The following is a 26,912-nucleotide window of genomic DNA, read 5'->3' as shown; positions in this document are numbered from 1 at the left end:
AGGATCAACCTTCATGCACCCCACCCGTCTCACGCCACTGGCCCGCCGCCTGCGCAACCTCTTACTGGGCGCCAGCCTGAGCTTCAGCGCTCTGCCGGTCATGGCTGCCGAAACCAAGGTTTACCACATCGCTCCGGCGTCGCTGGAAAACGCCCTCAACCAGTTTGGTCGTGAAGCCGGCGTGCTGATTTCCTTTGGCTCGCAGATCACCCGAGGCGTGCAAAGCCGTGGCCTCGAAGGCAGCTACAGCACCGCAGAAGGCCTCGATGCATTGCTCGAAGGCACCGGCCTGCAAGCTCGCGCCGAAGGCAACAATGCCTTCAGCCTGCAACCGGTCGGCGACACGGCGCTGGAGCTGGACACCTCGAAAGTCGTCGGTGACTGGCTCGGTGAAGCGGCGCAGGTCAACGTGTTCGAACACCCCGGCGCCCGCGATGTGATCCGCCGCGAAGACTTCGAACGTCAAGGCGCGACTCAGGCGCGCGACGTGCTCAACCGCATCCCCGGGGTCAATGCCCCGGAAAACAACGGCACCGGCAGCCACGACATGGCGCTGAACTTCGGCATTCGCGGTCTCAATCCGCGCCTGGCCGCGCGCTCGACCGTACTGATGGACGGCATTCCCGTGCCGTTCGCACCGTACGGCCAGCCGCAGTTGTCGTTCGCGCCGATCAGCATGGGCAACATGGACGCCGTGGACGTGGTGCGTGGCGGTGGCGCCGTGCGTTACGGCCCGCAGAACGTCGGTGGCGTGGTCAACTTCGTGACCCGCGCCATTCCCGACGCGCCGACGGTCAAGGGTGGCTTCCAGACGGAGACCAGTCCGTCGTCGAGCCATGACGGCTTCAAGACCAGCGCCAACCTGCTGGCCGGTGGCACCAACGAAAATGGTCTGGGCGGCGCGCTGCTTTACTCCGGCACCCGTGGCGGTGACTGGCGTGAACACAGCGACAGCGAAATCGACGACCTGATCCTCAAGGGCAAATACCAGCTCGACGAGGCCAACAGCTTCAACGCCATGGCCCAGTATTACGAAGGCAAGGCCGACATGCCCGGCGGCCTCAGCGTCGCCGATTACGACGCCGATCCGTATCAGTCGACGCGCCTGAAAGACCAGTTCTGGGGTCGCCGCACAATGTTCAACTTCGGCTATCGCTATCAGGAAGATCGCCGCGAATTCACCGCCAACACCTTCTTCACCAAGACCCTGCGCAGCGGCTATCTGGATCAGGGCAGTTTCCTCTCGCTGTCACCGCGCGAATATTGGGTACGCGGTTTCGAAACACGTTTCGCCCAAGGCTTCGACCTCGGCCCGACCAGCCATGAAGTAGGCGTCGGTTACCGCTACATCAACGAGGCCGGCCACGAGTTGCGCTATCGCACGCCGATCAGCAGCAACCAATACCCGACTACCGACAGCCGCAACGACCGCGACACCCGCGGTGGCACCGAAGCCAATGCGTTGTTCGTCGACGATCGCATCGACATCGGCAAATGGACCATCACTCCGGGCGTGCGCTACGAGATGATCGAGTCGCAGCAGACCAACAACCTGACCGACGTCAAATACAAGGGCGACTACAACACCGCACTGCCAGCGCTGAATGTGCTTTATCACCTGAGCGACAGCTGGAATCTGTACGCCAACACCGAAGGTTCCTTCGGCAGCGTGCAATACAGTCAGATGCCCAACCGTGTGAGCAGCGGCGAAGTCAAACCGGAGAAGGCCCGCACCTGGGAACTCGGAACCCGTTATGACAACGGCACCCTGCGCGCGGAAATCGGTGCGTTCCTGATCAACTTCGACAACCAGTACGAAAGCAACCAGACCAACGATTCGGTGATCGCCCGGGGCGAGACCCGCCATCAGGGCATCGAGACCAGCGTCAACTACGCGCTGGATGACTTGAGCCCGGCACTCGCCGGTTTCGATGTGTACGCCACTTATGCCTATGTTGACGCGACCATCCGTGAAGACGGGCCGAACAAAGGCAATCGCGTGCCGTTCTCGTCGAAACACAAAGGCACGATTGGCGTCGGTTACACCGAAGGCCCGTGGAAACTCAACGTCGACAGCAGCTTCCAGAGCGACCAGTTCGCCGACAATGCCAACACCTCCAGGGAAAGCGCCGACGGCAGCACCGGCAAGATCCCCGGCTACATGCTGTTCAGCAGCCGCGCCGGTTATGACTTCGGCCCGCAATTGTCGGATCTGAACGTGGCGGTGGGGGTGAAGAACATCTTCAACACCCAGTATTTCACCCGCTCGTTTGATGACAACAATAAAGGCAAGTACGTGGGTGAACCGCGCACGGTGTATGTGCAAACTTCTGTAGCTTTCTAATAAAACTGTGGCGAGGGAGCTTGCTCCCGCTCGGCTACGGAGCAGCCGTAAATCCTGCTGATACAGTCTGGCTGTTGAACGCCGTGCAGGTATTGGGGCCGCTTCGCAGCCCAGCGGGAGCAAGCTCCCTCGCCACACTGTTCAGCAACACAAACAAAAACGGGCCTGCTTGCGCAGGCCCGTTCTCATTGGGTGGCTTGAAAAATCAGCGCATCAACTGTTGATCGCTGCCTGTTCGTTCTCGAGAAACTCTTCTTCCAGCAGTGCGTCATTCGCCTTGCTGAATGGCACGATGGCGGCGCGGGGCTTGCCTCGCAGTTTGCCAAACAGGTGCTCCAGCGCGTGCTCCAGTTTTTCGGCTGCACCGTCGATCGCCTGTTCCAGCGAATCGGCTTTATGGGTGACGGAAATCGGTTGATGGCCTTTTGGCCGCGCTTCCAGTTGGCAGCGCAAGTCATGGGGACCTGGTTTGTCGCCGTTCTCGTCGCTCAGGTGGACTTCGACACGGGTCAGGTCTTCTTCATAACGTTCGAGCGTGCTCTCAATAGTTGTACGTACCCACTCCTCCAGTCGCTTACTGCTTTGAATATGGTTATCGCTGTTGACTTGGATTTGCATAGTTCATCCCTTATTTCAGCTAGCTCGCCAGAGGCCTTGAATTGGATTTCCTGACCTCCTGGTTACAACAATCGGCCCGACCGGCGAACATTTCAACCCCTGAAAAAAGATAAATATTCATTCGCAAAAAAAGCCGGACAACCGGGCAAGTCACTGGTAAGGTCGGGAGTTGGGTCGCTTCGCAACCCTGCAAAATCTGCTCACAATTGCCCGTCGTTCAACGGGTGCAAGCTACGGAAAATCCCCGCCTCCTCCACCAGCCAGTCATGCACCGCGCGCACGCCCGGATGGCTCAAGGCCCCCGGCGCATACAGCAGCACGTAGCGTTTGTGGTTGGGCACCGACAGGCCGAACGGCACAATCAACGTCCCGCGCTCCAGTTCATCGTTGAGCAACGTGCGCCGGGCAATCGCCACGCCCATACCGGCGATCGCCGCTTCGATGGTCAGGTGATTGCGATTGAACGTGTGCCCACGCCGTACGTCGGCGCCTTCAAAGCCAATCGCGTTCAGATAAAACTCCCATTCCGCATATTCATAACTGCCGCGCCACGCGGTGATGTCGTGCAACAACGGAAAATGCACCAGGTCCACCGGCCCATGCAGCGGCGGACGTCCACGCAACAGGCTCGGCGCGCACACCGGGAAAATCTGCTCGTCAAGCAAGGCTGTGGATAACAGTCCCGGGTAGCTGCCGTCGTTCAAATCAATTGCCAGATCAAAGTCGCCCTCGTGCAACGGCACGCTGCTGTCCTCGGCCACTAGGCGCAACTGGATATCCGGATAACGCTGTTGCAGACGCGGCAAACGCGGGGTCAGCCATTTGCTGAGGAATGACGGAATCGAGCGCACCCGCAGAATTCCGCTGATCATCCCCGCATCCAGTCGACGCAGTTCAGCATCGATGCTGCCGTAGGCCTCATTGACCGTGATGGCCAGCCGCTGGCCTTCCGCACTCAACTCCACGCCCCGCGCTCGTCGGTGGAACAGGCGAAAACCGAGGCGCTCTTCCAGCTGGCGAATCTGCTGGCTGACCGCCCCCGGAGTGATGTGCAGCTCTTCAGCGCAACGGGTGAACGACAGGTGCCGCGCGGCACAGGAAAACACCTGCAGCCAGACGTAGGTCTGGGCATGCAATTGACGACTCATCGTTTAGTCCTGCTAAAGGCTTTCTTAGGAAGTTTCGTTGGTCACGTAGATCTGACGTAGGCAGTATCGCCGACATTGCGCTTGTCCTACAAAAAATGGCAGCGATTCCTACTCCATTGCTTGTAAGGGTTTAGCATGGCTATCAGTGTTTTCGATCTATTCAAAGTCGGCATCGGCCCGTCCAGCTCCCACACCGTTGGCCCGATGCGAGCCGCCGCGACCTTCGCCCAGGCGCTGATTGATCAACGGTTGCTCAACGATGTGCGCCGCGTGGAAATCCGTTTGTACGGTTCGCTGTCGGCCACCGGTGTCGGCCACGCCACCGACCGCGCGACGGTCATGGGCCTGATGGGCGAATGGCCGGACAGCATTGATCCGGCGACCATCGATCCACGCATCCGGCAAATGCGCGAAAGCGGCCTGTTGCTGCTGGCCGGCCAGAGAGAAATTTCCTTCAACTGGCAGCACGATCTCCTGCTGCTCGACGAAAGCCTGCCCTACCACCCCAACGCCATGTCGCTGACAGCCTTTGGCGAAAGCGCCGAGCTGTTCACGCAAACGTACTACTCGATTGGCGGCGGTTTCATCATCGAAGCGGCGGAAGCCGAGTCCGGTGTGGCGCCGGCCGGCGACGTGGTGTTGCCGTACGATTTTTCCAGCGCCGCCGAACTGCTGAGCCTGTGTAAAACCCACAACCTGCGAGTCTCAGAGCTGATGATGGCCAACGAACGGGCCTGGCGCAGCGACGCTGAAATCCGTAACGGCTTGCTGCACATCTGGTCGGTGATGCGCGAGTGCGTTGAGCAGGGCCTGCGCCACGAAGGCATCCTGCCCGGTGGTCTGAACGTACCGCGCCGCGCGGCGAAACTGCACCGCAGCCTGCTGGAAATCGGCAAGCCGAACGTGATCAGTTCGACGCTGTCGGCGATGGAGTGGGTCAATCTGTTCGCCCTCGCGGTCAACGAGGAGAACGCTGCCGGCGGGCGCATGGTCACCGCGCCGACCAATGGCGCGGCCGGGATCATCCCGGCGGTGCTGCACTACTACATGAAATTCAATCCGGACGCGTCTGACGATGACGTGGTCGCTTTCTTCATGGGCGCCGCCGCCGTCGGCATTCTGTGTAAGAAAAATGCCTCGATCTCCGGCGCCGAAGTCGGCTGCCAGGGCGAAGTCGGTTCGGCCTGCGCCATGGCCGCGGCGGGCCTCGCTGAAGTGCTCGGCGCAACCCCGGAGCAACTGGAAAACGCCGCCGAAATCGGTCTGGAACACAACCTCGGCCTGACCTGCGACCCGGTCGGCGGCTTGGTCCAGGTGCCGTGCATCGAGCGCAATGCCATCGCTGCAGTGAAGGCGATCAACGCCACGCAAATGGCCCTGCGCGGCGACGGCAAACACTTTATTTCCCTCGACCGGGTAATCCGCACCATGCGCGATACGGGCGCCGACATGCACGACAAATACAAAGAGACTTCACGGGGCGGCCTGGCCGTGAGCTGGGTGGAATGCTGACACGCGTTCCCTGACCGCCCCGGCAGGGCGCAGACAGCGACCTGCCAACCGTGAGCCCGAGCAAAAATAATAACGAGGCAAAAACGATGACCGATGTACGTACACCTGCTGCCGAAAATCCCACTGTAGATCGCACACGCAATACCGAAATTGCCCACAAGGGCTGGAGCAAATCCGACACCACCTGGATGCTCGGCCTGTACGGCACCGCGATTGGTGCCGGCACATTGTTTCTGCCGATCAATGCCGGCGTCGGCGGTTTCTGGCCGTTGCTGATTCTGGCGTTGCTGGCGTTCCCGATGACCTTTTTCGCCCACCGGGGCCTGACCCGCTTCGTCTTGTCTGGGCGTTCGGGCGACATCACCGAAGTCGTTGAAGAACATTTCGGCATCGGTGCCGGCAAGCTGATCACCCTGCTGTACTTCTTCGCGATCTTCCCGATCCTGCTGGTGTACAGCGTTGCACTGACCAACACCCTGAGCAGTTTTCTCGAACATCAACTGCACATTGCCCCGCCACCTCGGGCAATCCTGTCGCTGGTGCTGATCCTCGCCCTGATGGCGATCGTGCGCTGCGGGCAGAACGTGATCGTCAAAGCCATGAGCGTGCTGGTCTATCCGTTCGTCGCCGCGCTGCTGTTGCTCGGCCTGAGCCTGATCCCCAACTGGAACGGCGCGTTCTTCGCCAGCGCCAAGGAAGCGATGCCGCTGTCGACGTTCCTCAAGACCCTGTGGCTGGCGATCCCGGTGATGGTGTTCTCGTTCAACCACTCGCCGATCATCTCCGCCTTCGCGGTTGACCAGAAGCAGCGCTACGGCGCCGAGGCCGAACGCAAGAGCAGCGGCATCCTCGCCATGGCCCACGGGATGATGGTGGTGACGGTGATGTTCTTCTGCTTCAGCTGCGTGCTGGCGCTGTCGCCGGCCGATCTGGCCGCGGCCAAGGCGCAGAACATTTCGATCCTGTCGTACCTGGCCAACCACTTCCAGACCCCGGTCATTGCTTACGCCGCGCCGCTGATCGCGCTGGTGGCGATCACCAAATCCTTCCTCGGCCACTACATCGGCGCCAGCGAAGGCTTTCAGGGCATGATCGTCAAAAGCCTGCGCGGCCGTGGCAAGGTGATGTCGGCGAGCTGGCTGAACCGTGCGACCGCGCTGTTCATGATCCTCAGCTGCTGGGCCGTGGCGACGTTCAACCCGAGCATCCTCGGCATGATCGAAACCCTCGGCGGGCCAGTGATTGCCTGCCTGTTGTTCCTGATGCCGATGTACGCCATCCGCCGTGTGCCAGCCTTGCGCCAGTACTCGGGACAGGCGTCGAACGTGTTCGTGGTGCTGATCGGCCTGATTGCACTGTCGGCGATCATCTACTCGGTTCTGCCCTGAAACGGGCCACAAATGACAAAGGCGAGCCATGGGCTCGCCTTTTTTATGCCGTATCCATTGTCCAACAATTTTCCCGGCATGCCCCTTGCAAATCCCCTGTAGGAGCTGCCGCAGGCTGCGATCTTTTGATCTTCATGACCGAAGTCAAAACAGCTCAGATCAAAAGATCGCAGCCTGCGGCAGCTCCTACATAAAGCAACAACACAGGCCACGGAATCGCCGATGATCAGGTATTGCGAACCAACCCGATCACGGCCGGTCAACAACTGCACGTTCAATCAGGCGGTGACGCATCATGGACAACCCTTTTCAGATCATTACCGATGCCTTCGCGCCGGACTATCAGATCAACCTGAGCATTCAGGGGCTGGACGGCAGCATCATGCTGACCCTGTCCAACAGCGGCCGGATCGTCGCCAAACGGATGATCAGCGCCGAACAGCGCAACGATCCGGTACGGCTCAAGCGGCTGGTGCAAAGCATCCAATTCGGCATCGCCATCGAGCAAGGCCATAGCGCCATGGCGATCCTCGAAGCAATGACCAGCGGCGGCGGGCTGCCCCCGCCACCGCAGCAGAGCAACGGCCAGCCTCGGCCGTCGATGGGCCTTTAAAGCTCGCCCTTCTCGATCTCGGGGTGTTCACCGGAGCCGGCGCCGAGCTTGCGTTGCGGTTTTTCGATCTTCACCGACGGAAATTGCGACGAGGCGTAACGCACCACCAGGATCGAGAACGCCAGCAGCAGAATGCCGCCGCACAGGTAGATGATGCCCATGTCCGGCGGGTTGTGGTGCGAAACGTTGGAGATCAGCAGGCGGGTCAGCGCAGTGATCGCCACGTAGATCAGGAAGCGCACCGGCATGTGGTTGGTCTTGAAGTAAATCCCGACCATCGCCCCCAGTTCCAGATAGATGAACAGCAACAGAATGTCATCGATCTTGATGTGGCCTTCTTCGAGCATGCCGAGAAATTCCATCACCGCCGCCCATGCGGTCACCGCACCAATGGCGAACAGCGCCAGGTAGTGGAAGGTCTCGACGAACAGGTTGCCCAGGGACTCGGCCAGTTGATGCACGTTTTGCCGCAGTTTCTCGGCCCAGTTGATTTTCACGATGATGTTCCTTAGCCCGATGCGAGCGGATGATGCCGGTTGGACGTGACGGTTTTCTGTATGCGCTATTGCGCCATGCAGAAACGAGGCCACGCATCATGGCGAGCCGGCATGAAACCTGCGCCGTGGCGTTTGGTCGCACCGTTGAGCAGGCACCGTCGACAGGAATTTTTGTGACGCTATAACTGAAGTTTCTTGATGAATTCGTTACGCTTGAAAAGGCATTAGCTTATAAATGAAATATTATTAATCGGGAAAATCTGTGAACTCGCGCACAAACACTCCGGTTATTCACCAGTTAGTTATCCAATAAATTACCAGGGTAATTATTTCCACAGCAGCCCCATCAGCGAAGCTTTAACTGCAGCGGCGATCTTGTTTTGGCAACCGAGTTTTTTCAGGCAATGGTTAATATGGAAGTTTACTGTCCTTTTGCTGATGCCGAGGATCACCGAAACATCGTCCGATGACTTTCCGTCAGCGGTCCATTGCAGGATTTCCTTTTCTCTCTGCGACAGTTCTATCGGCACCGGGAGCACCGAATCGGCGCCGCGCATCTGCAGGCGCGTCAGCCCCAGGTGAGTAATCTGGGCCAGCCAGGACAGCTGCGCCTGTTTGGTTTCGAGTTCCTGCGCGGTGATCGTCCCGCCGCCCCGGGCAAAGGTCACCAGCCCTTGAGTTTCGCTGTTGAGCAGCGTCTGCCCCCAGCCCTCCGAGAGCCCGTGAGCCTGCGCATCCTGCCAGAATTCGGGCATCTGAGCCTTGAGTTCAGCGTCCCACAGCACCGGTTTCACGCTGCGCATTGCGCGCTGGACGTAAGGATCGATGTCCAGGTAACGATTGGCGGAATAGGCAGCTTGCCAGGCGGGCGAATAATTATTGGCGAGAAAAAGACAGGGTTTGGTGATGGGGAAAAGTCGGCGTGACCCGTAAGCCACATAATCAAACTCCAACTGCCTGGCGACGGTCTTGATACTGTCGAACAACAACTCGACATCCGTTGCAGACATGGCGTTTTCCAACAGTTCAGCCTGCCAATATGACATAGAGATTCCTTTCCCACAGTTAATGCTGTCGGCCTCTTGCCAACATGCCTAGCATATTTCCAAATGTTTCCGCTAGCTGTCAAGGGTGACAGGTAGTATGCGAGCGCAGTGTGCACTTTAATCGCCACCCAACCAATCACTAAACGGAATCTGTGATGGATTACTTGTCAGGACGTTATGACGAGTTGACGACACGAAAGCGTCAACGCTTGGCTCAATATCGCTATCAGGTGTTCGTCGAACGCCTCGGCTGGCAATTATCCACGCCGGACGATTTCGAATTCGACCAATTTGATCACAGCGGCACCCACTACATCGTCGCCGAAGAGCACGACGGCAACATCAAGGGATGCGCCCGCCTGCTGCCCACCACCCAGCCGTATCTGCTGAGTGAAGTATTCACTTCGTTGCTCGGCGACAAGCCTGCCCCGTGCGGCGATGACATCTGGGAGCTGTCGCGCTTCACCTCACTGGACCTCGATGCCGAGGGCGGCAAAAACGAACAGATGATGTCCGACGAAAACACCGTTGGCCTGTTCATGGCCACGCTGGAGTACGCCCGAACCTGCGGCGTTTCACATCTGGTGTCAGTGTCCCCGGTTGCCATCGGACGCCTGCTCAGACGTGGCGGCATCGACTACAAATGGCTGGCGCCGCTGCAGGTTCTGGACAACCGAACCCTGGGCGCCTGCTACATCACGGTGCAGTAACCCTGCCCGACACTCGATAACAAGAAAACAAGAAAACAAGAAAACAAGAAAACACATCAACTGAAGCTGCTGACACGCGTCGAGCAGCACCTTTCGGTGTGGGTCGATTTCACGCCATGGATAGCAACTGCCTTACAACCAACGTTCAACACAGAGGGATGATCATGATCGACATGCACAGGAAAGTTGCCAAAGACATCGTCCACAAGGGCCACGATGACGACGTGCTGATTTACGACGCTCACCACTTGCTGCCGGCCTGGCTGCCGGCCGCCGTCGTGCAACGGGCGAACCTTGATCCAATGGATCTGGAGATCGTCAATCAGGCCTATCGGCTCGACAGCGAACGTCTGGTGCTGCGCTCGCTGCCAACCATCATTGACCTGGAAGAGCTCGAACAGGCAGGCCTGTCGGACTGTCTGCCGGAACTGCTGACGAATTACGAAAAGGCCACCGACCACCTGATCCTCAGCGGCATCTGGGTGCTGGAAAGCACCGAAGCCAAACTGGCTCGACTGCCCGGTTGCGGCAACGGCCTGAGCCTCGATCAGCGCCGGCAGGTACATGATGTCCTGAAAAACCTGGACGGCTGCCCGCAGCAGGGTCTGCTCTATTTCACCCTGTTCAACGACACCGCCAATTACTTTTTCTACCGCAAGCACCACGAACACGTGCCCGGCCTGATGCTGATCGAAGCGGCACGCCAGGCCATGTACGCGCAGTTCTACGAGCACAGCGGTTATGCCCGCGGTGAGGTGTCGATTTCCATCGTTGATCTGCTGTCGAGTTTTCCCCGTTACACCGAGTCTTCGTTTCAGGTGGATGTGCTGGTTGGCGACTACGAAGGCATGGCCCAGCCGCGGGCGCGCAAGGTCGACAAGCGTGCGCGATTCTTCCAGCGGGGCGAGCTGGTGGCCGACATTCGCCTGCACGGTGAAGTGATCAAGATGCCGGTGTTCAAGCGCATGCGGAACATCAACATCGACCCCGCCTGCTGGTTCCGTCCGCTCAAGGGCATACGCCATGAAGTGCTGGTGCGCCTGGATTCAGGTCGTCACCTCTCCGCCCGCCTTGAGCTGCTGTCGATGGCCGGCCTGCAAGTGCAATGCGACAGCCCGCTCGAGGCTTCTGAGCGCGGACACGTCTACCTGTACCTGGAAAACGAAGGGATGATCAGCCTGCCGTTGCAATCGCTGCACGCCAGCGACGCGACAAAGGCCGGCACGCTCAAACTGCACCTGGCAGAGCTGGATTCGCCGTTGCGCTTCAAGTGGCGCGAAGTGCTCAAACAGTTCGCTTACTTCTCCCACGAAGAAACCGCCCCGGCTCCGGCGCCCGTCCACGGCCAACCGTTGTGGATGAACTTCGACCAGGCTTCGGCGATGCCCGAACAAAGGAAGGAAGCATGATGCCGCGCTATCCCCACGTGCTGGAGCCGCTGCGGCTGGCCGGCGGGCTGGAGTTGCGCAATCGGCTGTTCTTCGCGTCGATGGGCGTGGACCTGGCCGATCACAGCGGGTGCGTGACGCCCGCCATGATCGAGTTCTATCAGGGCATCATGGAGGGCGGTTGCTCCATGGCGTTTCTGTGCAACGCCACGGTCTCGCCGCAATCGCGTCTGCAGAGCACCGGGCTCGGCCTGTTCGAGGAGCATCAGGGCGAATCGCTCAAGGCGATGTTCGCGATGGCCGAGCAGGTCAACACGCCGGTGGGTGTGCAACTGCAGCATTACGGCGGTCAGGGCACCACCACCCACACCGGCGTTGCCGTGCTGACCCCGAGTGGCGTGCCCTGCCCGCGCGTGTCGAAACTCGATCCGGATTACCGCGTGCGGATCATGGACGAAACCGACATCGCTCAGGTGATCGAGCAATTCGCCCATTCCGCCTGGCTGGCCTGGACCAACGGCGCACGTCTGGTGCAGTTGCAGGCGTCCAACGGCTACCTGCTGAGCAGTTTTCTTTCGCCGCACACCAACAAGCGCACTGACCGATATGGCGGCAGCGAAGAGAACCGTGCGCGACTGTTGCTCGACGTGGTCAAGGCCATCCGCGAGCGCACCCAGGGCCAACTGATCGTCACTATTCGTCTGGGCATCGACGACCGTCTGGGCGCTGAAGGGCTGCAATATCCGGATCTCAAGGAAACCGTGCAGGCGCTCTGTCAGGCCGGCGTTGCCGCGCTGGAATGTTCGATGTGCATGGGCGCGACTTTCGGCCAGTTGATTGTGCATTCGGAGACCATGGACCATTACCTGCAAGCCGGAGTGCGGGCGATCAAGTCGGTGTCGACAGTACCGGTGGGTTACGCCGGTTTCATCGACGGTCTGGACAAGGCCGAGCAGTTGCTCTCCGACGGCGTATGCGATTGGGTAGGGATGTCGCGGGCGCTGTTTGCCGACAACGACCTGATCAATAAAACCTTGCAGGGCCGCTCCGCCGACATCCACAAATGCCGATGGGACAGCCAGTGCTTCAGTGACAAAAGCAATCCGCGACTGGATCGGGTGTATTGCTGCGTAAACCCGAAATATTTACGCCCCGCGTTGGCATAAGGAGATGCGACATATGTACGATTTTCTGGGAAAAGTCTGCCTGGTCACCGGCGGCACCAGTGGCATTGGCGAAACCGTCAGCGAACGCCTGATCAAGGCCGGCGCCGATGTGATCGTGTTCGGTCGGGACGAAGAAAAAGGCGCGGCGCTGGCCGATCGGCTGGGTGAACACTGCCGCTTTATCGCCTGCGATGTCGGTGATCCGGAGCAGGTCGAGCAGGCGTTCGCGACCATTCGTTCGGCCTACGGCCGCCTCGATTGCGCGTTCAACAATGCCGGCGTGACTGCCAAGTACGGAGCACTCGCGCAATCGTGCCCGGACGACTGGATGAAGGTGATGAACATCAACGTCAACGGCACCTACCACTGCATGCGCCATGAACTGCAACTGATGCTCACCCGCGGCACCGGGGCCATCGTCAATACCTCGTCCTGCGCCGGCGTGGTACCGATTGGCGGCCAGGTCGCCTATGTCGCCAGCAAGCAGGCGATCAACGGCATGACCCAGGTGGCGTCGATCGAGAATGCGCGGCTGGAAGACGGCGGCTGCATTCGCGTCAATGCGGTCGCCCCCGGGCCGATCCTCGGCGGCATGAACAGCGAGGCACGCCTGAAAGCCGCACCGGAAAACACCCAGCGCAAAATCAACGTGACGTCGATGAAGCGCTTCGGCACGGCGGACGAAGTGGCCAACGCGGTGCTCTGGCTGCTCAGCGATCAATCTGCTTACGTCACGGGTGTGATCATGCCCATCGATGGCGGTTACGCCAGCGGCAAGTTCTGAATCAAATAAACCAACGACCCGCCGTGTGCGGGTCGTTTTGTTTGAGGCGCGTGCATCAGGAAAAATGCCGAATCCGGTCTACATTGAAAAGCCACTACCCAAAGCGCAGGGATTCGCTTATCCTTTCGCTGTATATAAATACAGTAGTCGCTAAGACAACTAAATGTGAAGGCATGTGAGGTGGTGAATGGCCGTCGAAGTGGTATACCGCAGCAGCCGAGATCTGGAGCGCTTGTTCATGGATAAAGCCGAAGCTGACCGTCATGACAAAATGCTCGAACTGGCCGAGATGCTGTCCGAAGTGTTGCAAAAAGCCGTGCCGTCGCTGAACGAGCAACAGGTTGAAGAAGTCGGGATCTACATGGCGAAGAACCGCGATGTGTTCGCCAAGGCCTTCAAGAGCCAGCCTGATGCGCTGTCGGAGCTGATCAATGCACCGGCAGAAGTAGTCGAAAAAGACGCAGCGGCTGAGCCGGAAGAAGCTCCAGTGAAGCCGGTTAAAGCGGCGAAAGCTGCCAAGTAACCACGTTTGAATCGAAAAGATCGCAGCCTGCGGCAGCTCCTACAGGGAATACGCATTCCATATGTAGGAGCTGCCGCAGGCTGCGATCTTTTGCTTTTCAGCGATACAGGACTTTCTCCGCCAACTCATCCGCCACCCGCGCCGGCGAACGCTTCTCGGCCTGCGCATGGGCAAACACCTCGGTCAGCCGCGAACTGATCTTCGACAGGTGCGCAGTAATTGTCCCCAGCTCTTCGCCGCGATGCTTGAGCGAGACATAAATCAACCCGCCCGCATTGATCACATAATCCGGCGCATAAAGAATCCCGCGCCGCTCCAGCTGATCAGCCACATCCAGATGCGTCAGTTGATTGTTCGCTGAACCGGCCACCGCCGAGCAGCGCAGTTGCGTCACCGTGTGACTGTTGAGCACCCCGCCGAGGCCGCACGGCGCAAGGATGTCGCAGGGTGTACTGAGCAAGGCGTCGTTGGCGATCGGATGCGCGTTGAGCTGTTCCATCGCCAGTTGCACCTTGCCGTGGTCGATGTCGCTGACCAGCAATTCGGCGCCTGCCGCGTGTAATTGCTCGGCGAGTGCGTAACCGACATTGCCCAAGCCCTGAATCGCCACGCGCAGGCCCTCGAGGTTGTCGCTGCCCAGCCGCGCCATGGCGGTAGCGCGAATCCCGGTGAACACGCCCATCGCCGCATGCGGCGCCGGATCGCCGGCCGAGGTGGTGCTGGTGACATGCTGGGTCTGCTGGGCGATGCAATCCATGTCCGCCACCGAAGTGCCGCTGTCGATGGCGGTGATGTAGCGACCGTCGAGCTGCTCGATGCAACGGCCAAATGCCTCAAACAGCGCCGCGCGGTTTTCCACATGCGCCGGGCGTACGATCACCGCCACCCCGCCGCCCTGATCGAGCCCGGCCAGTGCCGCCTTGTAGCTCATGCCCTGGGCCAGGCGAATGGCGTCCTCGACTGCGGATTCGTCGTTGGGATAGGCAAGATAACGGCAACCGCCCAAGGCAGGCCCGAGGCGACTGTTATGAATGGCAATGACCGCCTTCAACCCGGTGACCGGGTCAACGCTGAGGTGCAGCGATTCCAGGCGAGTGCTTTGCATGAGAGCGAACATCGGCAGGCTCCCGAATCACTTCTGGTAGACGCCAGTATAGGCTTGCGCCCAAAAATTGCTGAAGCGCACCGGAATAAGCGCCCGCTTCGACGGCGACTTTGCGGCATAACCTGGCCGGTACTGGACGAATGGCGCGGACGGGGCTAAAACGAGGCATTCCCCGGAGATTTCGATGAGTCCGCGCCAACGCTTTTTCGAGTGTCTGCACCGTTCACCGCCCGCGCTGTTCGAAGCGGCGCTGTGGATGGCTGCCGAGCACGAAAAAGGCCTCGATGTAGAAGCGCTGCAACAGGACTTCAAGGAGCTGCAACAGCGCGTCAGCTACGGCTTGCCAATGCTGCCAGTCAGCGAACTGGCGCAACCGTTGCTGCGGCGGTTGAATGATCTGGGCTTCTCTCAGGACGATTTTCTGCCGCTACGCCCACAGGTCGCGTTGTTGCACAAAGTGTTGCAGACCCGTCGCGGCCAGCCGCTGACCCTGTCCCTGATTGCTCTGGAATTGGCGCGTGGTCTGGAGATTCCGCTGGTCGGGGTGAACTTCCCGGGGCATTTCCTGCTGCGGGTACCCGGTGCTGATCACCTGCTGGATCCCTGCGGCGGTCGGCGGCTGTACCCCAATGACTGTCGCGAGTTGTTGCAACGTCAGTACGGCGCGCACCTCAAACTCAACGCCGACCATCTGGCCACCGCCAGCCCAGAGCAGATGCTCCAGCGCCTGTCACGCAACCTGCGGCAGTTGCATCTGGCCCATGAGGATTACATTGCCGCGCTGATCGATGCCGAACGCGTGCTGGAACTGGGCGGTGCCAGCGCCGCCGACTATCTGGCTCGCGCCAGCCTGTATCAACGGCTCGACTGTCCGAACGCCGAGCGCTTCGATCTGGAACATGCGCTGCTGCTCAGCGACGATCCGATCCAGCGATTGCGTCTGACTGAACGGCTTGGGCACTTGCCACCGAATTCCGTTGTGCACTAAACGCTTTTTGTAGGAGTGAGCCTGCTCGCGAAGCGTCGTGTCAGCGATGAATGCATCGAAGCCTGAATCGCCTTCGCGAGCAAGCCCGCTCCCACAGGGTTCAGCGTGGCCCCATTCTTCTGCATCACAACGATCCCTTGTGGGAGCGTGGCTTGCCCGCGAAGCAGGCGCCACCGTTGTTCCTGTCAGACTGCGTTATCGTTCTTCGCGAGCAAGCTCGCTCCCACATTGGATTGCGGGATATCTGAAGGCGAGCGCACCTGGATGATTAGCAGCGCCGCAATGACCGCCGGTATCGCGCAGAAGAAGAAAATCTGCGTCACCGGAATGTGCATCGCCAGCAGCATGCTGCCGAACAGCGGCCCGAGGATTGAACCGAAGCGCCCTACCCCCAACGCCCAGCCCGTGCCCGTGGCCCGCACATGCGCTGGGTAGAAGTTGCTGGCGAAGGCGTTCAGCGTCAGTTGCCCACCGATGATGCAGAACCCGGCGGCAAACACGCAGGCCACCAGATAGCGTGGATTGCCGTGGTTCAAACCCAGCAGAATCGTGCACAGCGCCGCCCCGGCCAACACCGCGCAGAGCAGCCGCACCTTGCGTTTCAAACGGTCGGCGAACCAGGCCATGCACACCGCGCCCAAGGTACCGGCGAACAGGAACATCGAGGTCACCAGGTTGGCTTCATTGAGTTTCAGACCGCTTTCCAGCAACAACGTCGGCAGCCAGCTGATCATGAAATACAACAGAATCAGGCTGACAAAAAACGTCGCCCAGATCAGCAGGGTCGGGCGCGCATAACCGTTGCGGAACAGCTCGACCACGGTCAATTTGCTGCCCTGCTCGCGCTTGTTCTGTTCGACGGACGCGGCCGGCGGTTGCCAGTCCGGCAGCATTCGCGCGGTGACTTTGCGCAGGCGCGCATAGGGCGGTGCATCGCGCAGCAGACGTGGCAGCGACTCCGGCAGCATCCACCACAGGAACGGGAACAGCAGCAACGGCGTGACACCACCGGCAAGGAACACCGCTTGCCAGCCAAAGCGGTCGATGAAGCCCGCAGCAACAAAACCACCCGCCGCACCGCCAAACGAAAACCCACAAGCGGCCAGCGTCACCATCAAGGTGCGCAGACGCGGCGGTGAATATTCCGACATCAAGGCCATGGCACTGGGCATCGCCCCGCCCATGCCGATGCCGCAGATGAAGCGCGCGATCATCAAGGTGTTCAGAGAATCGGCGAACACCATCAACACCGTCAGGCTGGCGTAGATCAACACGCAGGCGAGCAGGATCCGCCGTACGCCGAAGCGATCGGCCAGCGGCGTCACCGCGAGCGAGCCGAGCGTGAGGCCCAACAGGTTGGCGCTGAAAACCGGCCCGAACGCGGCTTTCTCCAGCCCCCAGTCCTGAGCCAGGGCCGGCACCACGTAACCGAGCACCTGGGCGTCATAGCCGTCGGTGACCAGCAGCAAGGCGAGCAGGATCAGCAGTAACCACTGATAGCGGGACACAGGACGGGCGTCGAGTGCCGCGCGAAAGCTGGCAATCTGGTTGTGCATCGCAAGGTACCTGTTTTGTTTTTATGATTTTTTTGGCGGGCGCCGAATCTCCCCTGTGGGAGCGGGCTTGCTCGCGAAAGCGGTATATCAGTCAGCATCCCGGTGCCTGACACTCCGTTTTCGCGAGCAAGCCCGCTCCCACATTGGGGCAAGGTGAAGCTTTAAGGGGTATCGGGCTGATTGGCCGGATGCGCCTTGATGAACGCCGGATGCTCAGCCGCCAACGCCGCCACCCGCCGGATCCGCGGGTAAGCCTCCAGCGAAACACCGAAGCGCTCGGCCGCATACAACTGCGGAATCAGATACACGTCAGCCACGCACGGCCACTCACCGAAACAGAAACCGCTGTCACCGATCAATTGCTCGACGGCCGCCAGCCCCTGACTGATCCAGTGCGCAATCCACTCCACCACCTGCGGCTCTTCATGGCCCAACTGGCGCAGGCGATTGAGCACGCTGACGTTATGCAGCGGATGCACATCGCAGCCGATCACCGCCGCCACACCGCGCACATGAGCACGGGCGGCGAGGTCTTCGGGTAGCAATGGCAACTGTGGATAACGCTCTTCCAGGTACTCGATGATCGCCGGCGACTGAATCAGCAGCTCGCCGTCATCGGTGCGCAAGGCCGGCACCCGGCCCTGCGGATTGATCGCCAGATACGCCGGCTGGCGATGCTCGCCTCCCGACGGCGCAATCAGGTTGACCGGCAACGCGGTGTAGTCGAGCCCTTTCAGCGCCAACGCGATACGCACTCGATAAGACGAGGTCGAGCGGTAATAGGTGTATAGATCCATGATCCGCTCCTGTCAGCGCGCCGCCAGCACTTTGCCGCGGCATTCGCCGAAGCCGATCGAGGCAAAACCGTCACGGGCACAACGCGCGCGCAGGATGATTTCGTCGCCGTCTTCGAGGAATTTGCGCACTTCGCCGGAGGCCAGTTCGATAGGCTTTTTACCGCCCTCGGTGATTTCCAGCAGGCTGCCGAACTGACCGCTTTGCGGGCCGGACAAAGTCCCCGAACCGAACAGGTCACCGGCCTGCAACTGGCAGCCGTTGACGCTGTGGTGCGCGACCATTTGTGCGACGGTCCAGTACATGTAGCGAGTGTTGCTCAGGGTCAGGCGATGGGCCGGCAGATTCTGTTCGCGCATGGCTTCGGTGAGCAGCAGCACTTCCAGTTCGATGTCGAAGGCGCCGCCATCTTGATCACGTTTGTCGAACAGGTAAGGCAGCGGCTGCGGATCACCTTCCGGGCGCGCAGGTTGTGCCATACGGAATGGCTCCAGCGCTTCGGCGGTCACCACCCATGGCGAAACACTGGTGATAAAACTCTTGGAGAGGAACGGGCCGAGCGGCTGGTATTCCCAGGCCTGGATATCGCGGGCCGACCAGTCGTTGAGCAGGCAGAAACCGGCGATGTGTTCGGCGGCGTCACCAATGGCAATCGGCTCGCCCATGTCGTTGCCCTGACCGATCCAGATGCCCAGTTCCAGCTCATAGTCCAGACGGGCGCAAGGGCCAAAAGTCGGCTCGCTGGCACCGGCCGGCAGGGTCTGGCCTTTCGGGCGGCGCACGTCGGTACCAGAAGCGCGCACGGTGGAGGCACGACCGTGATAACCGATCGGCACGTGCTTGTAGTTGGGCAGCAGTGGGTTGTCCGGACGGAACAGTTTGCCGACGTTCTGCGCGTGCTCGATGCCGACGTAGAAGTCGGTGTAATCGTTGATGCGCGCCGGCAGGTGCATCTGGCAATCGGCAGCCAGTGGCAGCAGTTTTGCGCCTTGGGCTTCGATGGCGCCGCGATGAGTGCTGCCCTCGCCGAACAATTCCAGCAAGCGGCTGCGCAAGGCTACGCGGGCTTCACGACCGAGGTCGAAGAAGGCGTTCAGCAGACCGCCGTGCATGGCTTCGACCGCGCTGCGTGCCGGGCCGTCGAACAGGCCGGCTTCAAGCGCCACCTGCAGATCGAAAATATGTTCACCGATCGCCACGCCCGCGCGCGGCGCCGAGCCGCCAGTGCTGAACACGCCCAGCGGCAGGTTCTGCAGCGGGAAATCCGCGTGGCCATTGGCCGAAGCAACCCAGCTGCGGGTGATGGAAGTCTGAGTCATGGGTTATCTCCGGGTCGGGTCGAACGTGGCGGGCAGCGTGGCCCAGCAGGCGTCGTATGTGGATTGCAGTTGCGGGCAGTCGAGGGCGAAGCGGCTTGGGCGCAGCACCTGACTGGTCTCGAACATGAAGGCCATGGTGTTATCGATCTTCGCCGGTTTGAGTTCCGCGTTGATCGCTTTGGTGCAGGTTTCGCCATCCGGGCCGTGGGCGCTCATGCAGCTGTGCAGCGAGGCACCGCCGGGCACGAAGCCTTCAGCCTTGGCGTCGTATTCGCCGTGGATCAGGCCCATGAATTCGTTCATCAGGTTGCGATGGAACCACGGCGGACGGAAGGTGTTCTCGGCGACCATCCAGCGTGGCGGGAAGATCACGAAGTCGAGGTTGGCCAGACCGTGCACGCTGGTCGGCGAGGTCAGCACGGTGAAGATCGACGGATCCGGGTGATCGAAGCTCACGGTGCCGATGGTGTTGAAACGGCGCAGATCATATTTGTACGGCACGTTGTTGCCGTGCCAGGCGACCACGTTCAGCGGCGAATGATCGAGCTCGGTGCCCCACAACTGGCCGAGGAATTTCTGCACCAGCGTCGTCGGCTGCTGCAGGTTTTCGTAACACGCGACCGGCGCGAGGAAATCCCGTGGATTGGCTAGGCCGTTGCTGCCGATTGGCCCCAGGTCCGGCAGACGCAGCGGCGCGCCGTGGTTCTCGGCAACGTAACCGCGCGCCTGCGGATCAAGCAGCTCGACGCGGAATTTCAGGCCACGCGGCAGCACAGCAATTTCCAGCGGCGCGACTTCGAGCACGCCGAGTTCAGTGGCAATTCGCAGCCGCCCCAGTTGCGGCACCAGCAGCAGTTCGCCGTCGGCGTTGTAAAACACCCGCTCCATCGAACGGTTGGCGGTGTAGTTATAGATGCTGATGCCGGCTGGTTTTTCCGCCGCCGAATTGGCCACCATGCCGACCAGACCGTCGATGAAATCAGTCGGCTCGCCCGGGATATCCAGAGGATTCCAGCGCAGGCGATTGGGCGTCACTTCACCCAACGGGCCGCCGGCCAGTTGCCGCTCCAGTTTGACGAACGCCGGGTGATTGGCCGACGGCTGAATCCGGTACATCCAGGTACGCCGGGCTTCACTGCGGGTCATGGTAAACGCAGTGCCGGAGAGCAATTCGGTATAGAGGCCGTACGGGGCTTTTTGCGGGGAGTTCTGGCCGATGGGCAAGGCGCCGGGCAACGCTTCACTGCTGAATTCGTTGCCGAAACCGGACTGGTACGTCAGCTCCGACGCGTTTGAATCGAGGTTCATGGAGCCTCCTGAACAGGGAGTCGGCAGTGGCCCATCGCTCTGGCTCAGAGCTTTGCGCACGCCGGGGTTGTTATTATCGTAATTCGATTACGCATAACGTAATTTGCTCGCTATCCAGCGTCAAGCTATAAAGACGCCCATTCGTTTTCGGATCCCGGCCGCACCATGGAAAAAACCAGCGACAGCAACGGCAAACAGAAAGTCCGCTCCGCCGAGGTCGGCACCGACATCCTCAAGGCGTTGGCCGAGTTGTCGCCCTCTACCTCACTATCGCGATTGGCCGAACATGTGCAGATGCCGGCGAGCAAGGTGCACCGCTATCTCCAGGCACTGATCGCCAGTGGTTTCGCCGAGCAGAACGCTGCCACCAACCATTACGGACTCGGCCGTGAAGCGTTGCGCGTGGGCCTGGCGGCCCTGAACAGTATGGACGTGTTGAAAGTCGCCGCCCTGCCCCTGTCCGAGTTGCGCGATGAACTGAACGAAACCTGTTTTCTGGCGGTGTGGGGCAATCAGGGCGCGACCGTGGTGCACATCGAACCGGCGGTGCGCGCGGTGACGGTGGTGACGCAACTGGGTTCGGTGTTGCCGTTACTCAGCTCGTCCACCGGGCTGGTGTTCAGTGCCTTTCTGCCGCATCGGGAAACCGATGAGTTGCGCGAGCAGGAAATCGCCGTCGCCGGCCATCCACTGGCCGATCAAAATGCCTACAGCGGTTTGTGCGAGCAGATCCGCGAACGCGGTCTGCATCATGTGCACGGCTTGTTGATGCCAGGTGTGGACGCGTTGTCAGCCCCGGTGTTCAACGCAGTCGGGCAGATCGCCGCGGTGCTGACCATCGTCGGCCCGACTTCACTGTTCCACGCTGATGAAGACGGCCCGGCGGCGCAGCGGTTACTGGCGGCGGCGCGGGCCGTGAGCTGGCGCATGGGGTATGAGCAAGCCGGTTGAGTCAGGCGATCTCCAGGCGCCAGCCCGGGATCAGCGCACGATGGTCTGGCTGATGCCGGTTACCCGATCCTTCATCAATTCAGTGAAGAAATCGATCAACTGTTGATCTGCCGCTTTATGACCCGCCGCCTCGGCGACGAATTGCGCCGCCGACCGTGCATCATCGACCAGACCGAGAAACGATCGTTGAACGTTGGTAACCTGCTTGATCACCTCTGCGCTCGCACCGGCTGTGGCCGCCTGGCCAAGCGTAAATAGTCCGATCAACGCGTCCGCGCCGTATCCCAGTGCCGCCGAGTAGTCACCGCGCCGTTGCGCCTGTGCTCCGTCGTAGACACTTTTCATCATCTGCACCGCAACGGCTACGGAGCCGATAGGCGGCACGGCGAGACTGATGACATTCACCACTTTGATCAGGCCATCGTAAACCAGTCCCGCGATAACCTCCTTCAAACTGGTGGTTCGCTCATCGATATCGCTCAATGCGCGACGCACTCTCCGATCATGGAACGTGAAGAGGTTGTTCAACTTGGCGCGTTCTTGCGTCTTGACCGGAGGCAGGGGTTTCCCGCTTGCGGCAAGATCGTCAAAATAGTCATTGATTACTTTTTGATCGACGATCGCAACCCGGTCAAAGTAGTAATCGCGCATCGGTCCATATTGGAAACGAATCGATGGAATGAAATCGTTGATGGGTCGATAAGCAACGCCATCCGGCGCATCGGGCGTATATAACCAGTCGTGGAACTGCTCGAGAATGTTCATCCGCAGGATATAGACGCCCGCAACCGTACGATCCCCCGCCTTGGTCAAGCCTATTTTTCCGATATTGAATTCGTAAAGACCTTCATCACCTTCTGCGGACGAATCATTGATCGGGTAGTGATAGACATCCTCTTTCAAACTGCCGACAACCCGTTGTAGCGCTATAAAGATTTCAGAGCCAAACCTGCCATCAAGGTAGTTGGAGAGCAGATCGTAATGCATCTGACAGCGAACTTTTTTTGCGTGAACGGCGCGCTTGAATGCGTAGCCAGGATGCTTCCCGTCCAGATAGTCGGTATTGAGCATTTCCGTATACCTGTCGCCAGGACGGAATGTTTTCGATAACGAGGACAGATCGCGAATATCCAGTTGATCAATGGCCGGATGTCCGTCCGTCAAAAAATACCTCGGGTCATACTTGCTCGGATAAGCCGGATTGGCAGCTTCAAACGACAGCCCTTCGATGAGCAGATCCGTTACGCTTTTCTGAAAATCGTCAGTCTGGACAATAATCTGATCGGGATTGATCTCGACATTTCGTCCTCGCGAACGCAACAGACTTTCAAGGTTCTGCTTTACCGCATCGTGGGTAAAGCGTTCGAAAGAAGGGAACGCATTGTCCCTTGCCTCTACGGTGGAGAGCGCTTTCAGTTCGGTATTCAATCGAGCGTAACGTTTGCGCGGCTCAATCCCGAGGTAGCGGTAAGGCGCAGGCGCAATGGTCCTGTGTAACGCCAGTTCAGACTGAAAAGCGAGATTGACGTCATTGAGCAACGGCGCTGTGCCATTGGGGAAAAGGTCCGAGTATTGGGTATCCAGCTTGTACAGATAATGGGTTGAGTGACGGCTGGCACCGCGCAACGATCCGGCATCGTGCAAATAGTCCGGATGAATCAATGACGCCGCGTATTGACGATCAGCGGTCATGGCCGATTCAAACCATTTGTTCAGAGCGAGTACATCCGCAAACGCCATGAAAACGGATTTGCCTGCAGGTGTTATCAGATAAACAAGATAGTTCCGAGTCTCCGGTGCCCGAAAAACCATCACACCTTTCAAGGCGGGCCCTGGAATCTGCAGGCTCAGTTTCAATCCGCGGATAGACACCGAAAGGTCACCTGCCAACGCCCTTTCAATGACCTTCGCTTCGGTTTCACTGAAGACGCCCGAATGGCGCGCAACGAAAAGCGCGAACTCGATGTTGCTGTGCAAGTGGTCGCGATACGCCTGTGCAAACTCCGGCGATGGATCAGTTGGAAGACTGGATACAAACTGCGAGCGCAAGTTGATGTTGTTCAACCATTGCTCAAGTGCAGCAGCGGACAGCCTGCTGCCGGACGGCAGCCCGGTGAGGCTGATTTCGGCTTTATACCCCTCGTCATGCAGACCGAAGATGATGAATTCCGTCAGGGTCCGACTGTCGACCTGCTCGAGGGTGCGGCCGCCCAGTTGCATCTTGTGGACGCTGCGCACCTTTATCGTCTCGGCTTCCAGTTGCTCACCCAACGCGCTCATCGCCCATTCGGAAAAACAACGCAAGACATAATCTTTAAACGAGAAACACCTGTCGAAAACCACCCGGTAGTCAGAGTGATATTTCTCCATCGAGCGCTCAAGCTCGACGTAACGCTGCTGAAGAGCGTTACCACCGTTCTTCAGCCAGAGTGGCCATTCGGTCCGCTTGAGTTCTGCCTGCACTTGATCGAATCGACGACCGATGTCAGTACGCATCACCGACAACACCTGATTGTCCTGCAATACCCGGCTGAACGCTCGAGCCTGGCCATTGCGATCGCGCATCAGACTTGCAAGCGTCTCAAGTTGTCCCTTCAAGTAAGCGTCGACACAATGAGCAGACACACTTTGCGTGGCTTTAGGGAAAGCGATTTTGCTACCGGACGCCGATACACGCGCCAGCAGCGTTGCGTGCACGTCGATATTCCTGGCGAAGTATTCAAAGCCGTTGCCTGGCGTGTGAATGACATAACCGGTGGACTCATCGATCAGTTTCATTTGCGGATCCGCCCGCATCGCATTATCGAGGACAAACCCCGGAACAAGCGAAGTGCGAGAGTCGGATTCAGGACTCACCACAACGTTATAAGCGCCGGCGCCGTTTTCCAGGTTCAACAAATAGCAATAGCGCGTCGCCATGCCATGATCCAGAAATCTCGCCATGGCTTTTAAAGAAAGCTCCGCTGTCAGCACAACGTTATAAGCCTGCTGCAAGGCCTGTTTATTTGTCAGTCCGGCATTTTCAGTTGTTGCGACTTTTACGGGGGCCGCCCAATACTTGCCTATCTCCGAACGCAGGCTGCTCTCCATGTTTCGCAGCGTATAAGTAATAGCCTCCTCAGCCTCGATAATACTGAAGCCCTTGACCCTCATCTCTTCGCCAACGGTATCGGGCAGGTGAAAGACACCGTCCCCGCCGCCAGCCAGATAGCTCGGCGCCACATTATTATCAAGACAATGAAGCAATACCTCAGACAGTTTCCCCGAAGGACGACGTTCAATCTCACTGGACTGATCGGTAATATTTATAAAAACATTATCGATATCGATATTCTTCTGCCGCTGCTGCAATTCTTGCTGCAATGCCTGCCGAGCAATCTGCCGAACTGTCGGGATCGCCTCAACAATAGCGAACAAATCATTCTGCGCGGCAGCGGACTTTACCCACTCAGCCCTCCAGGTTACTTCTACACCTTCAGAACCTCGCATCAAGCTTTTGTATAACTTATCCATATTCAAGTCCTATCTTTCAAGTTCAGTGAACGCAACCCCGCATCACTGCGATAGCGAAAGATAGTTTTATTTTTAACAAACAAGAAGCGCCAGTTCATTTCAACAAATATAGATTACAAGGTATTAACCGAAACAAAAAAAACTACCTGTAAAAAATGACAAATTCACAAACAAATAATCCGCACAAAAGCCTCATACAAAGTAACTAACTCAACCATCCAGAATAGACAGCGAAGCGATATATTTCCGGGCGCGAACACTTTGCGCAGTCCGTGCAGGATCCTGTGGCGCGATCAAGACTGTTGCACGCCCCGTAACAGTGCATGTCCGGAATCGCTATTTTTCCTTCGGGTTCAAATGCTTATTCTGAGCGGGCTTTCAGGCAGACGCCGCAAAGCACCAAGCCTTGGCTGCTGAGCAACTCGCGCCAGCGCTGACCGATTTCAGATGAGTCGATGCTTCGATTGATCGCCCCGGTGTTCACTGACGTTGATTTGTAGCTCCTTGATCCAACGTCTTACCTTGGCCGCTGCGTTTGCAGCGGCCTTTTTTATGGGCGAAGGCTTTACCGGCGGGATCGGTTAATTGCGGGGGCGTGGCAAACGTTACAGCGAATACTTCTGCAAATTCGCCATCATTTCCTTCAGCGCTTCAATGTTGTCCTTCGGATGCGCCGCGCCTTCGAAATCGCAGATCTGCTGCCAGTGCGCCGCGACATCTTCCGGGGAGAAGCCGCTGCGTGGATCGAACCCGGCGCCGAGGCTGCGTTCCCAGCGCACCTTGCCCATCCAGCCGCCACCGACTTCAAACAGGCCGGACGTTTCCTGGCACTGTTCACTGGCCAGGTACACCACCAGCGGGCTGACCAGTTCCGGTTTGAGCTGTTCGAACACTTGCGGCGGGATCAGGCCTTCGGTCATGCGCGTGCCGCCGGTAGGCGCGATGGCATTGACCAGAATATTGTTCTTGCGACCTTCGATGGCCAGGGTACGGGTCAGGCCGTAGAGGCCGAGTTTGGCCATGCCGTAGTTGGACTGGCCGAAGTTGCCGTAGATGCCCGAGGTCGAGGCGGTGAAGATCACCCTTCCGTAGTTTTGCTCGCGCAAGTGCGGCCACGCGGCGCGGGTCACTTTGTAGGCGCCTTCGACGTGGACGCGGTAAACCAGATCCCAGTCGGCGTCGTCCATCTTGTGAAAGGTCTTGTCGCGCAGAATCCCGGCGTTGTTCACCACCACGTCGACACGGCCAAAGGCGTCGAGGGCGTTTTGCACCAGTTTGTCGCCGTCGGTGACCGAGTCATGGTTGGCCTCGGCGATGCCGCCGGCTTCGCGAATTTCCGCCACCACACGGTCGGCGGCGGAGGCGTTGGCCCCTTCGCCCTGGGTCGAGCCGCCGAGGTCGTTGACCAGCACTTTGGCACCGTGCCGGGCGAACAGCAAAGCGTGCGCTCGCCCCAGGCCACCACCGGCGCCGGTGACGATCACGACTTTATCTTCGAAACGTACGGACTCATTCATCGCAGCAACTCCAGCAGGCCAGTAATGAGTCCGAGTGTCAGGCACAGGGCTTTGGGTCACAACGAATACGGCAGAGGCTGAATGGTGCGCGATAAGGGTGAGGGATGATGAGGGCGTCAAAAG

The 26,912-nt window shown here is 59.2% G+C and carries 21 protein-coding genes and 1 pseudogene; 11 read left to right on the top strand and 11 right to left on the bottom strand.

Going from position 1 to position 26,912, the window contains the following annotated elements:
* Positions 1 to 13: 13 nt before the first annotated feature.
* On the top strand, positions 14 to 2,344 hold the full coding sequence (gene fecA / locus AC3WMV_RS00510) for a TonB-dependent Fe(3+) dicitrate receptor FecA (RefSeq protein ID WP_103369605.1): 2,331 nt from the start codon (positions 14 to 16) through the stop codon (positions 2,342 to 2,344).
* A 213-nt stretch (positions 2,345 to 2,557) separates the two neighbouring features.
* On the opposite strand, the gene AC3WMV_RS00505 is transcribed toward fecA, so the two are convergent.
* Both AC3WMV_RS00505 and AC3WMV_RS00500 read right to left on the bottom strand, forming a co-directional pair.
* The gene (locus AC3WMV_RS00505; RefSeq protein ID WP_027610895.1) at positions 2,558 to 2,962 is read right to left on the bottom strand and encodes an HPF/RaiA family ribosome-associated protein; all 405 of its coding nucleotides are present in this window, start codon (positions 2,960 to 2,962) and stop codon (positions 2,558 to 2,560) included.
* Positions 2,963 to 3,162: 200 nt separating this feature from the next.
* Positions 3,163 to 4,110: a LysR substrate-binding domain-containing protein gene (locus AC3WMV_RS00500; RefSeq protein ID WP_103369604.1), complete on the bottom strand. Its 948-nt coding sequence runs from the start codon at positions 4,108 to 4,110 to the stop codon at positions 3,163 to 3,165.
* A gap of 135 nt (positions 4,111 to 4,245) precedes the next feature.
* On the opposite strand from AC3WMV_RS00500, the gene AC3WMV_RS00495 reads away from it, so the two are divergent.
* From AC3WMV_RS00495 to AC3WMV_RS00485, 3 genes are all read left to right on the top strand, one after another.
* Positions 4,246 to 5,622: an L-serine ammonia-lyase gene (locus AC3WMV_RS00495; RefSeq protein ID WP_103369603.1), complete on the top strand. Its 1,377-nt coding sequence runs from the start codon at positions 4,246 to 4,248 to the stop codon at positions 5,620 to 5,622.
* A gap of 86 nt (positions 5,623 to 5,708) precedes the next feature.
* Complete coding sequence (locus AC3WMV_RS00490; protein WP_103369602.1) at positions 5,709 to 7,010, top strand: serine/threonine transporter; 1,302 nt, start codon at positions 5,709 to 5,711, stop codon at positions 7,008 to 7,010.
* Positions 7,011 to 7,305: 295 nt separating this feature from the next.
* Entirely contained in the window at positions 7,306 to 7,623 is a 318-nt protein-coding gene (locus AC3WMV_RS00485) for a DUF3509 domain-containing protein (RefSeq protein WP_095139557.1), read from the top strand.
* Here the strand turns inward: AC3WMV_RS00485 and AC3WMV_RS00480 are convergent.
* Positions 7,620 to 8,120: a phosphate-starvation-inducible protein PsiE gene (locus AC3WMV_RS00480; protein WP_003221775.1), complete on the bottom strand. Its 501-nt coding sequence runs from the start codon at positions 8,118 to 8,120 to the stop codon at positions 7,620 to 7,622. The two genes, AC3WMV_RS00485 and AC3WMV_RS00480, sit on opposite strands and share 4 nt — an antisense overlap.
* A gap of 326 nt (positions 8,121 to 8,446) precedes the next feature.
* Positions 8,447 to 9,166, bottom strand: coding sequence for an autoinducer binding domain-containing protein (locus tag AC3WMV_RS00475; protein WP_103369600.1), 720 nt, complete (start codon positions 9,164 to 9,166; stop codon positions 8,447 to 8,449).
* A 155-nt stretch (positions 9,167 to 9,321) separates the two neighbouring features.
* Here AC3WMV_RS00475 and AC3WMV_RS00470 point away from each other — a divergent pair, with 155 nt between their 5' ends.
* The 5 genes and pseudogenes from AC3WMV_RS00470 to AC3WMV_RS00450 form a co-directional block, all read left to right on the top strand.
* Entirely contained in the window at positions 9,322 to 9,876 is a 555-nt protein-coding gene (locus AC3WMV_RS00470) for an acyl-homoserine-lactone synthase (protein WP_103369599.1), read from the top strand.
* 164 nt (positions 9,877 to 10,040) lie between these two features.
* Positions 10,041 to 11,285: an AfsA-related hotdog domain-containing protein gene (locus tag AC3WMV_RS00465; protein ID WP_103369598.1), complete on the top strand. Its 1,245-nt coding sequence runs from the start codon at positions 10,041 to 10,043 to the stop codon at positions 11,283 to 11,285.
* Entirely contained in the window at positions 11,282 to 12,430 is a 1,149-nt protein-coding gene (locus tag AC3WMV_RS00460; RefSeq protein WP_103369597.1) for an oxidoreductase, read from the top strand. Before AC3WMV_RS00465 ends, AC3WMV_RS00460 begins: the two co-directional genes overlap by 4 nt.
* A 13-nt stretch (positions 12,431 to 12,443) precedes the next feature.
* Entirely contained in the window at positions 12,444 to 13,214 is a 771-nt protein-coding gene (locus AC3WMV_RS00455) for an SDR family NAD(P)-dependent oxidoreductase (RefSeq protein WP_027610888.1), read from the top strand.
* Between the two features lie 187 nt (positions 13,215 to 13,401).
* Positions 13,402 to 13,656, top strand: a pseudogene (locus AC3WMV_RS00450) (YebG family protein); the annotation flags it as partial.
* 178 nt (positions 13,657 to 13,834) lie between these two features.
* Here the strand turns inward: AC3WMV_RS00450 and AC3WMV_RS00445 are convergent.
* Positions 13,835 to 14,854 carry a Glu/Leu/Phe/Val dehydrogenase family protein gene (locus AC3WMV_RS00445; protein ID WP_047597781.1) on the bottom strand — a complete coding sequence of 340 codons (1,020 nt, stop codon included), beginning with the start codon at positions 14,852 to 14,854 and terminating at the stop codon, positions 13,835 to 13,837.
* A 172-nt stretch (positions 14,855 to 15,026) separates the two neighbouring features.
* Between AC3WMV_RS00445 and AC3WMV_RS00440 the strand changes: the two genes are divergently transcribed.
* The gene (locus tag AC3WMV_RS00440; protein WP_027610885.1) at positions 15,027 to 15,830 is read left to right on the top strand and encodes a SirB1 family protein; all 804 of its coding nucleotides are present in this window, start codon (positions 15,027 to 15,029) and stop codon (positions 15,828 to 15,830) included.
* 185 nt (positions 15,831 to 16,015) lie between these two features.
* Here the strand turns inward: AC3WMV_RS00440 and AC3WMV_RS00435 are convergent, their stop codons facing one another.
* The 4 genes from AC3WMV_RS00435 to hmgA form a co-directional block, all read right to left on the bottom strand.
* A complete protein-coding gene (locus tag AC3WMV_RS00435) occupies positions 16,016 to 17,386 on the bottom strand; it encodes an MFS transporter (RefSeq protein WP_103369596.1) in 1,371 nt (456 codons plus the stop codon).
* Positions 17,387 to 17,547: 161 nt separating this feature from the next.
* Entirely contained in the window at positions 17,548 to 18,183 is a 636-nt protein-coding gene (gene maiA, locus AC3WMV_RS00430) for a maleylacetoacetate isomerase (protein ID WP_103369122.1), read from the bottom strand.
* Positions 18,184 to 18,195: 12 nt separating this feature from the next.
* A complete protein-coding gene (gene fahA / locus AC3WMV_RS00425) occupies positions 18,196 to 19,500 on the bottom strand; it encodes a fumarylacetoacetase (protein ID WP_103369123.1) in 1,305 nt (434 codons plus the stop codon).
* A gap of 3 nt (positions 19,501 to 19,503) precedes the next feature.
* Positions 19,504 to 20,808 (bottom strand): homogentisate 1,2-dioxygenase, encoded by a 1,305-nt coding sequence (gene hmgA / locus AC3WMV_RS00420; protein WP_097090410.1) that lies wholly within the window; start codon positions 20,806 to 20,808, stop codon positions 19,504 to 19,506.
* 165 nt (positions 20,809 to 20,973) lie between these two features.
* Between hmgA and AC3WMV_RS00415 the strand changes: the two genes are divergently transcribed.
* Positions 20,974 to 21,759 (top strand): IclR family transcriptional regulator, encoded by a 786-nt coding sequence (locus AC3WMV_RS00415; RefSeq protein ID WP_103369124.1) that lies wholly within the window; start codon positions 20,974 to 20,976, stop codon positions 21,757 to 21,759.
* Between the two features lie 30 nt (positions 21,760 to 21,789).
* Here AC3WMV_RS00415 and AC3WMV_RS00410 read toward each other — a convergent pair whose 3' ends face one another.
* The gene (locus tag AC3WMV_RS00410) at positions 21,790 to 25,272 is read right to left on the bottom strand and encodes a dermonecrotic toxin domain-containing protein (protein ID WP_103369125.1); all 3,483 of its coding nucleotides are present in this window, start codon (positions 25,270 to 25,272) and stop codon (positions 21,790 to 21,792) included.
* Between the two features lie 605 nt (positions 25,273 to 25,877).
* Positions 25,878 to 26,789, bottom strand: coding sequence for an SDR family oxidoreductase (locus AC3WMV_RS00405; RefSeq protein WP_007968066.1), 912 nt, complete (start codon positions 26,787 to 26,789; stop codon positions 25,878 to 25,880).
* Positions 26,790 to 26,912: the final 123 nt, after the last annotated feature.

The sequence above is a fragment of the Pseudomonas sp. FW305-3-2-15-E-TSA4 genome (assembly GCF_058787295.1).
This window is presented reverse-complemented; position numbering and strand designations above follow the sequence as displayed.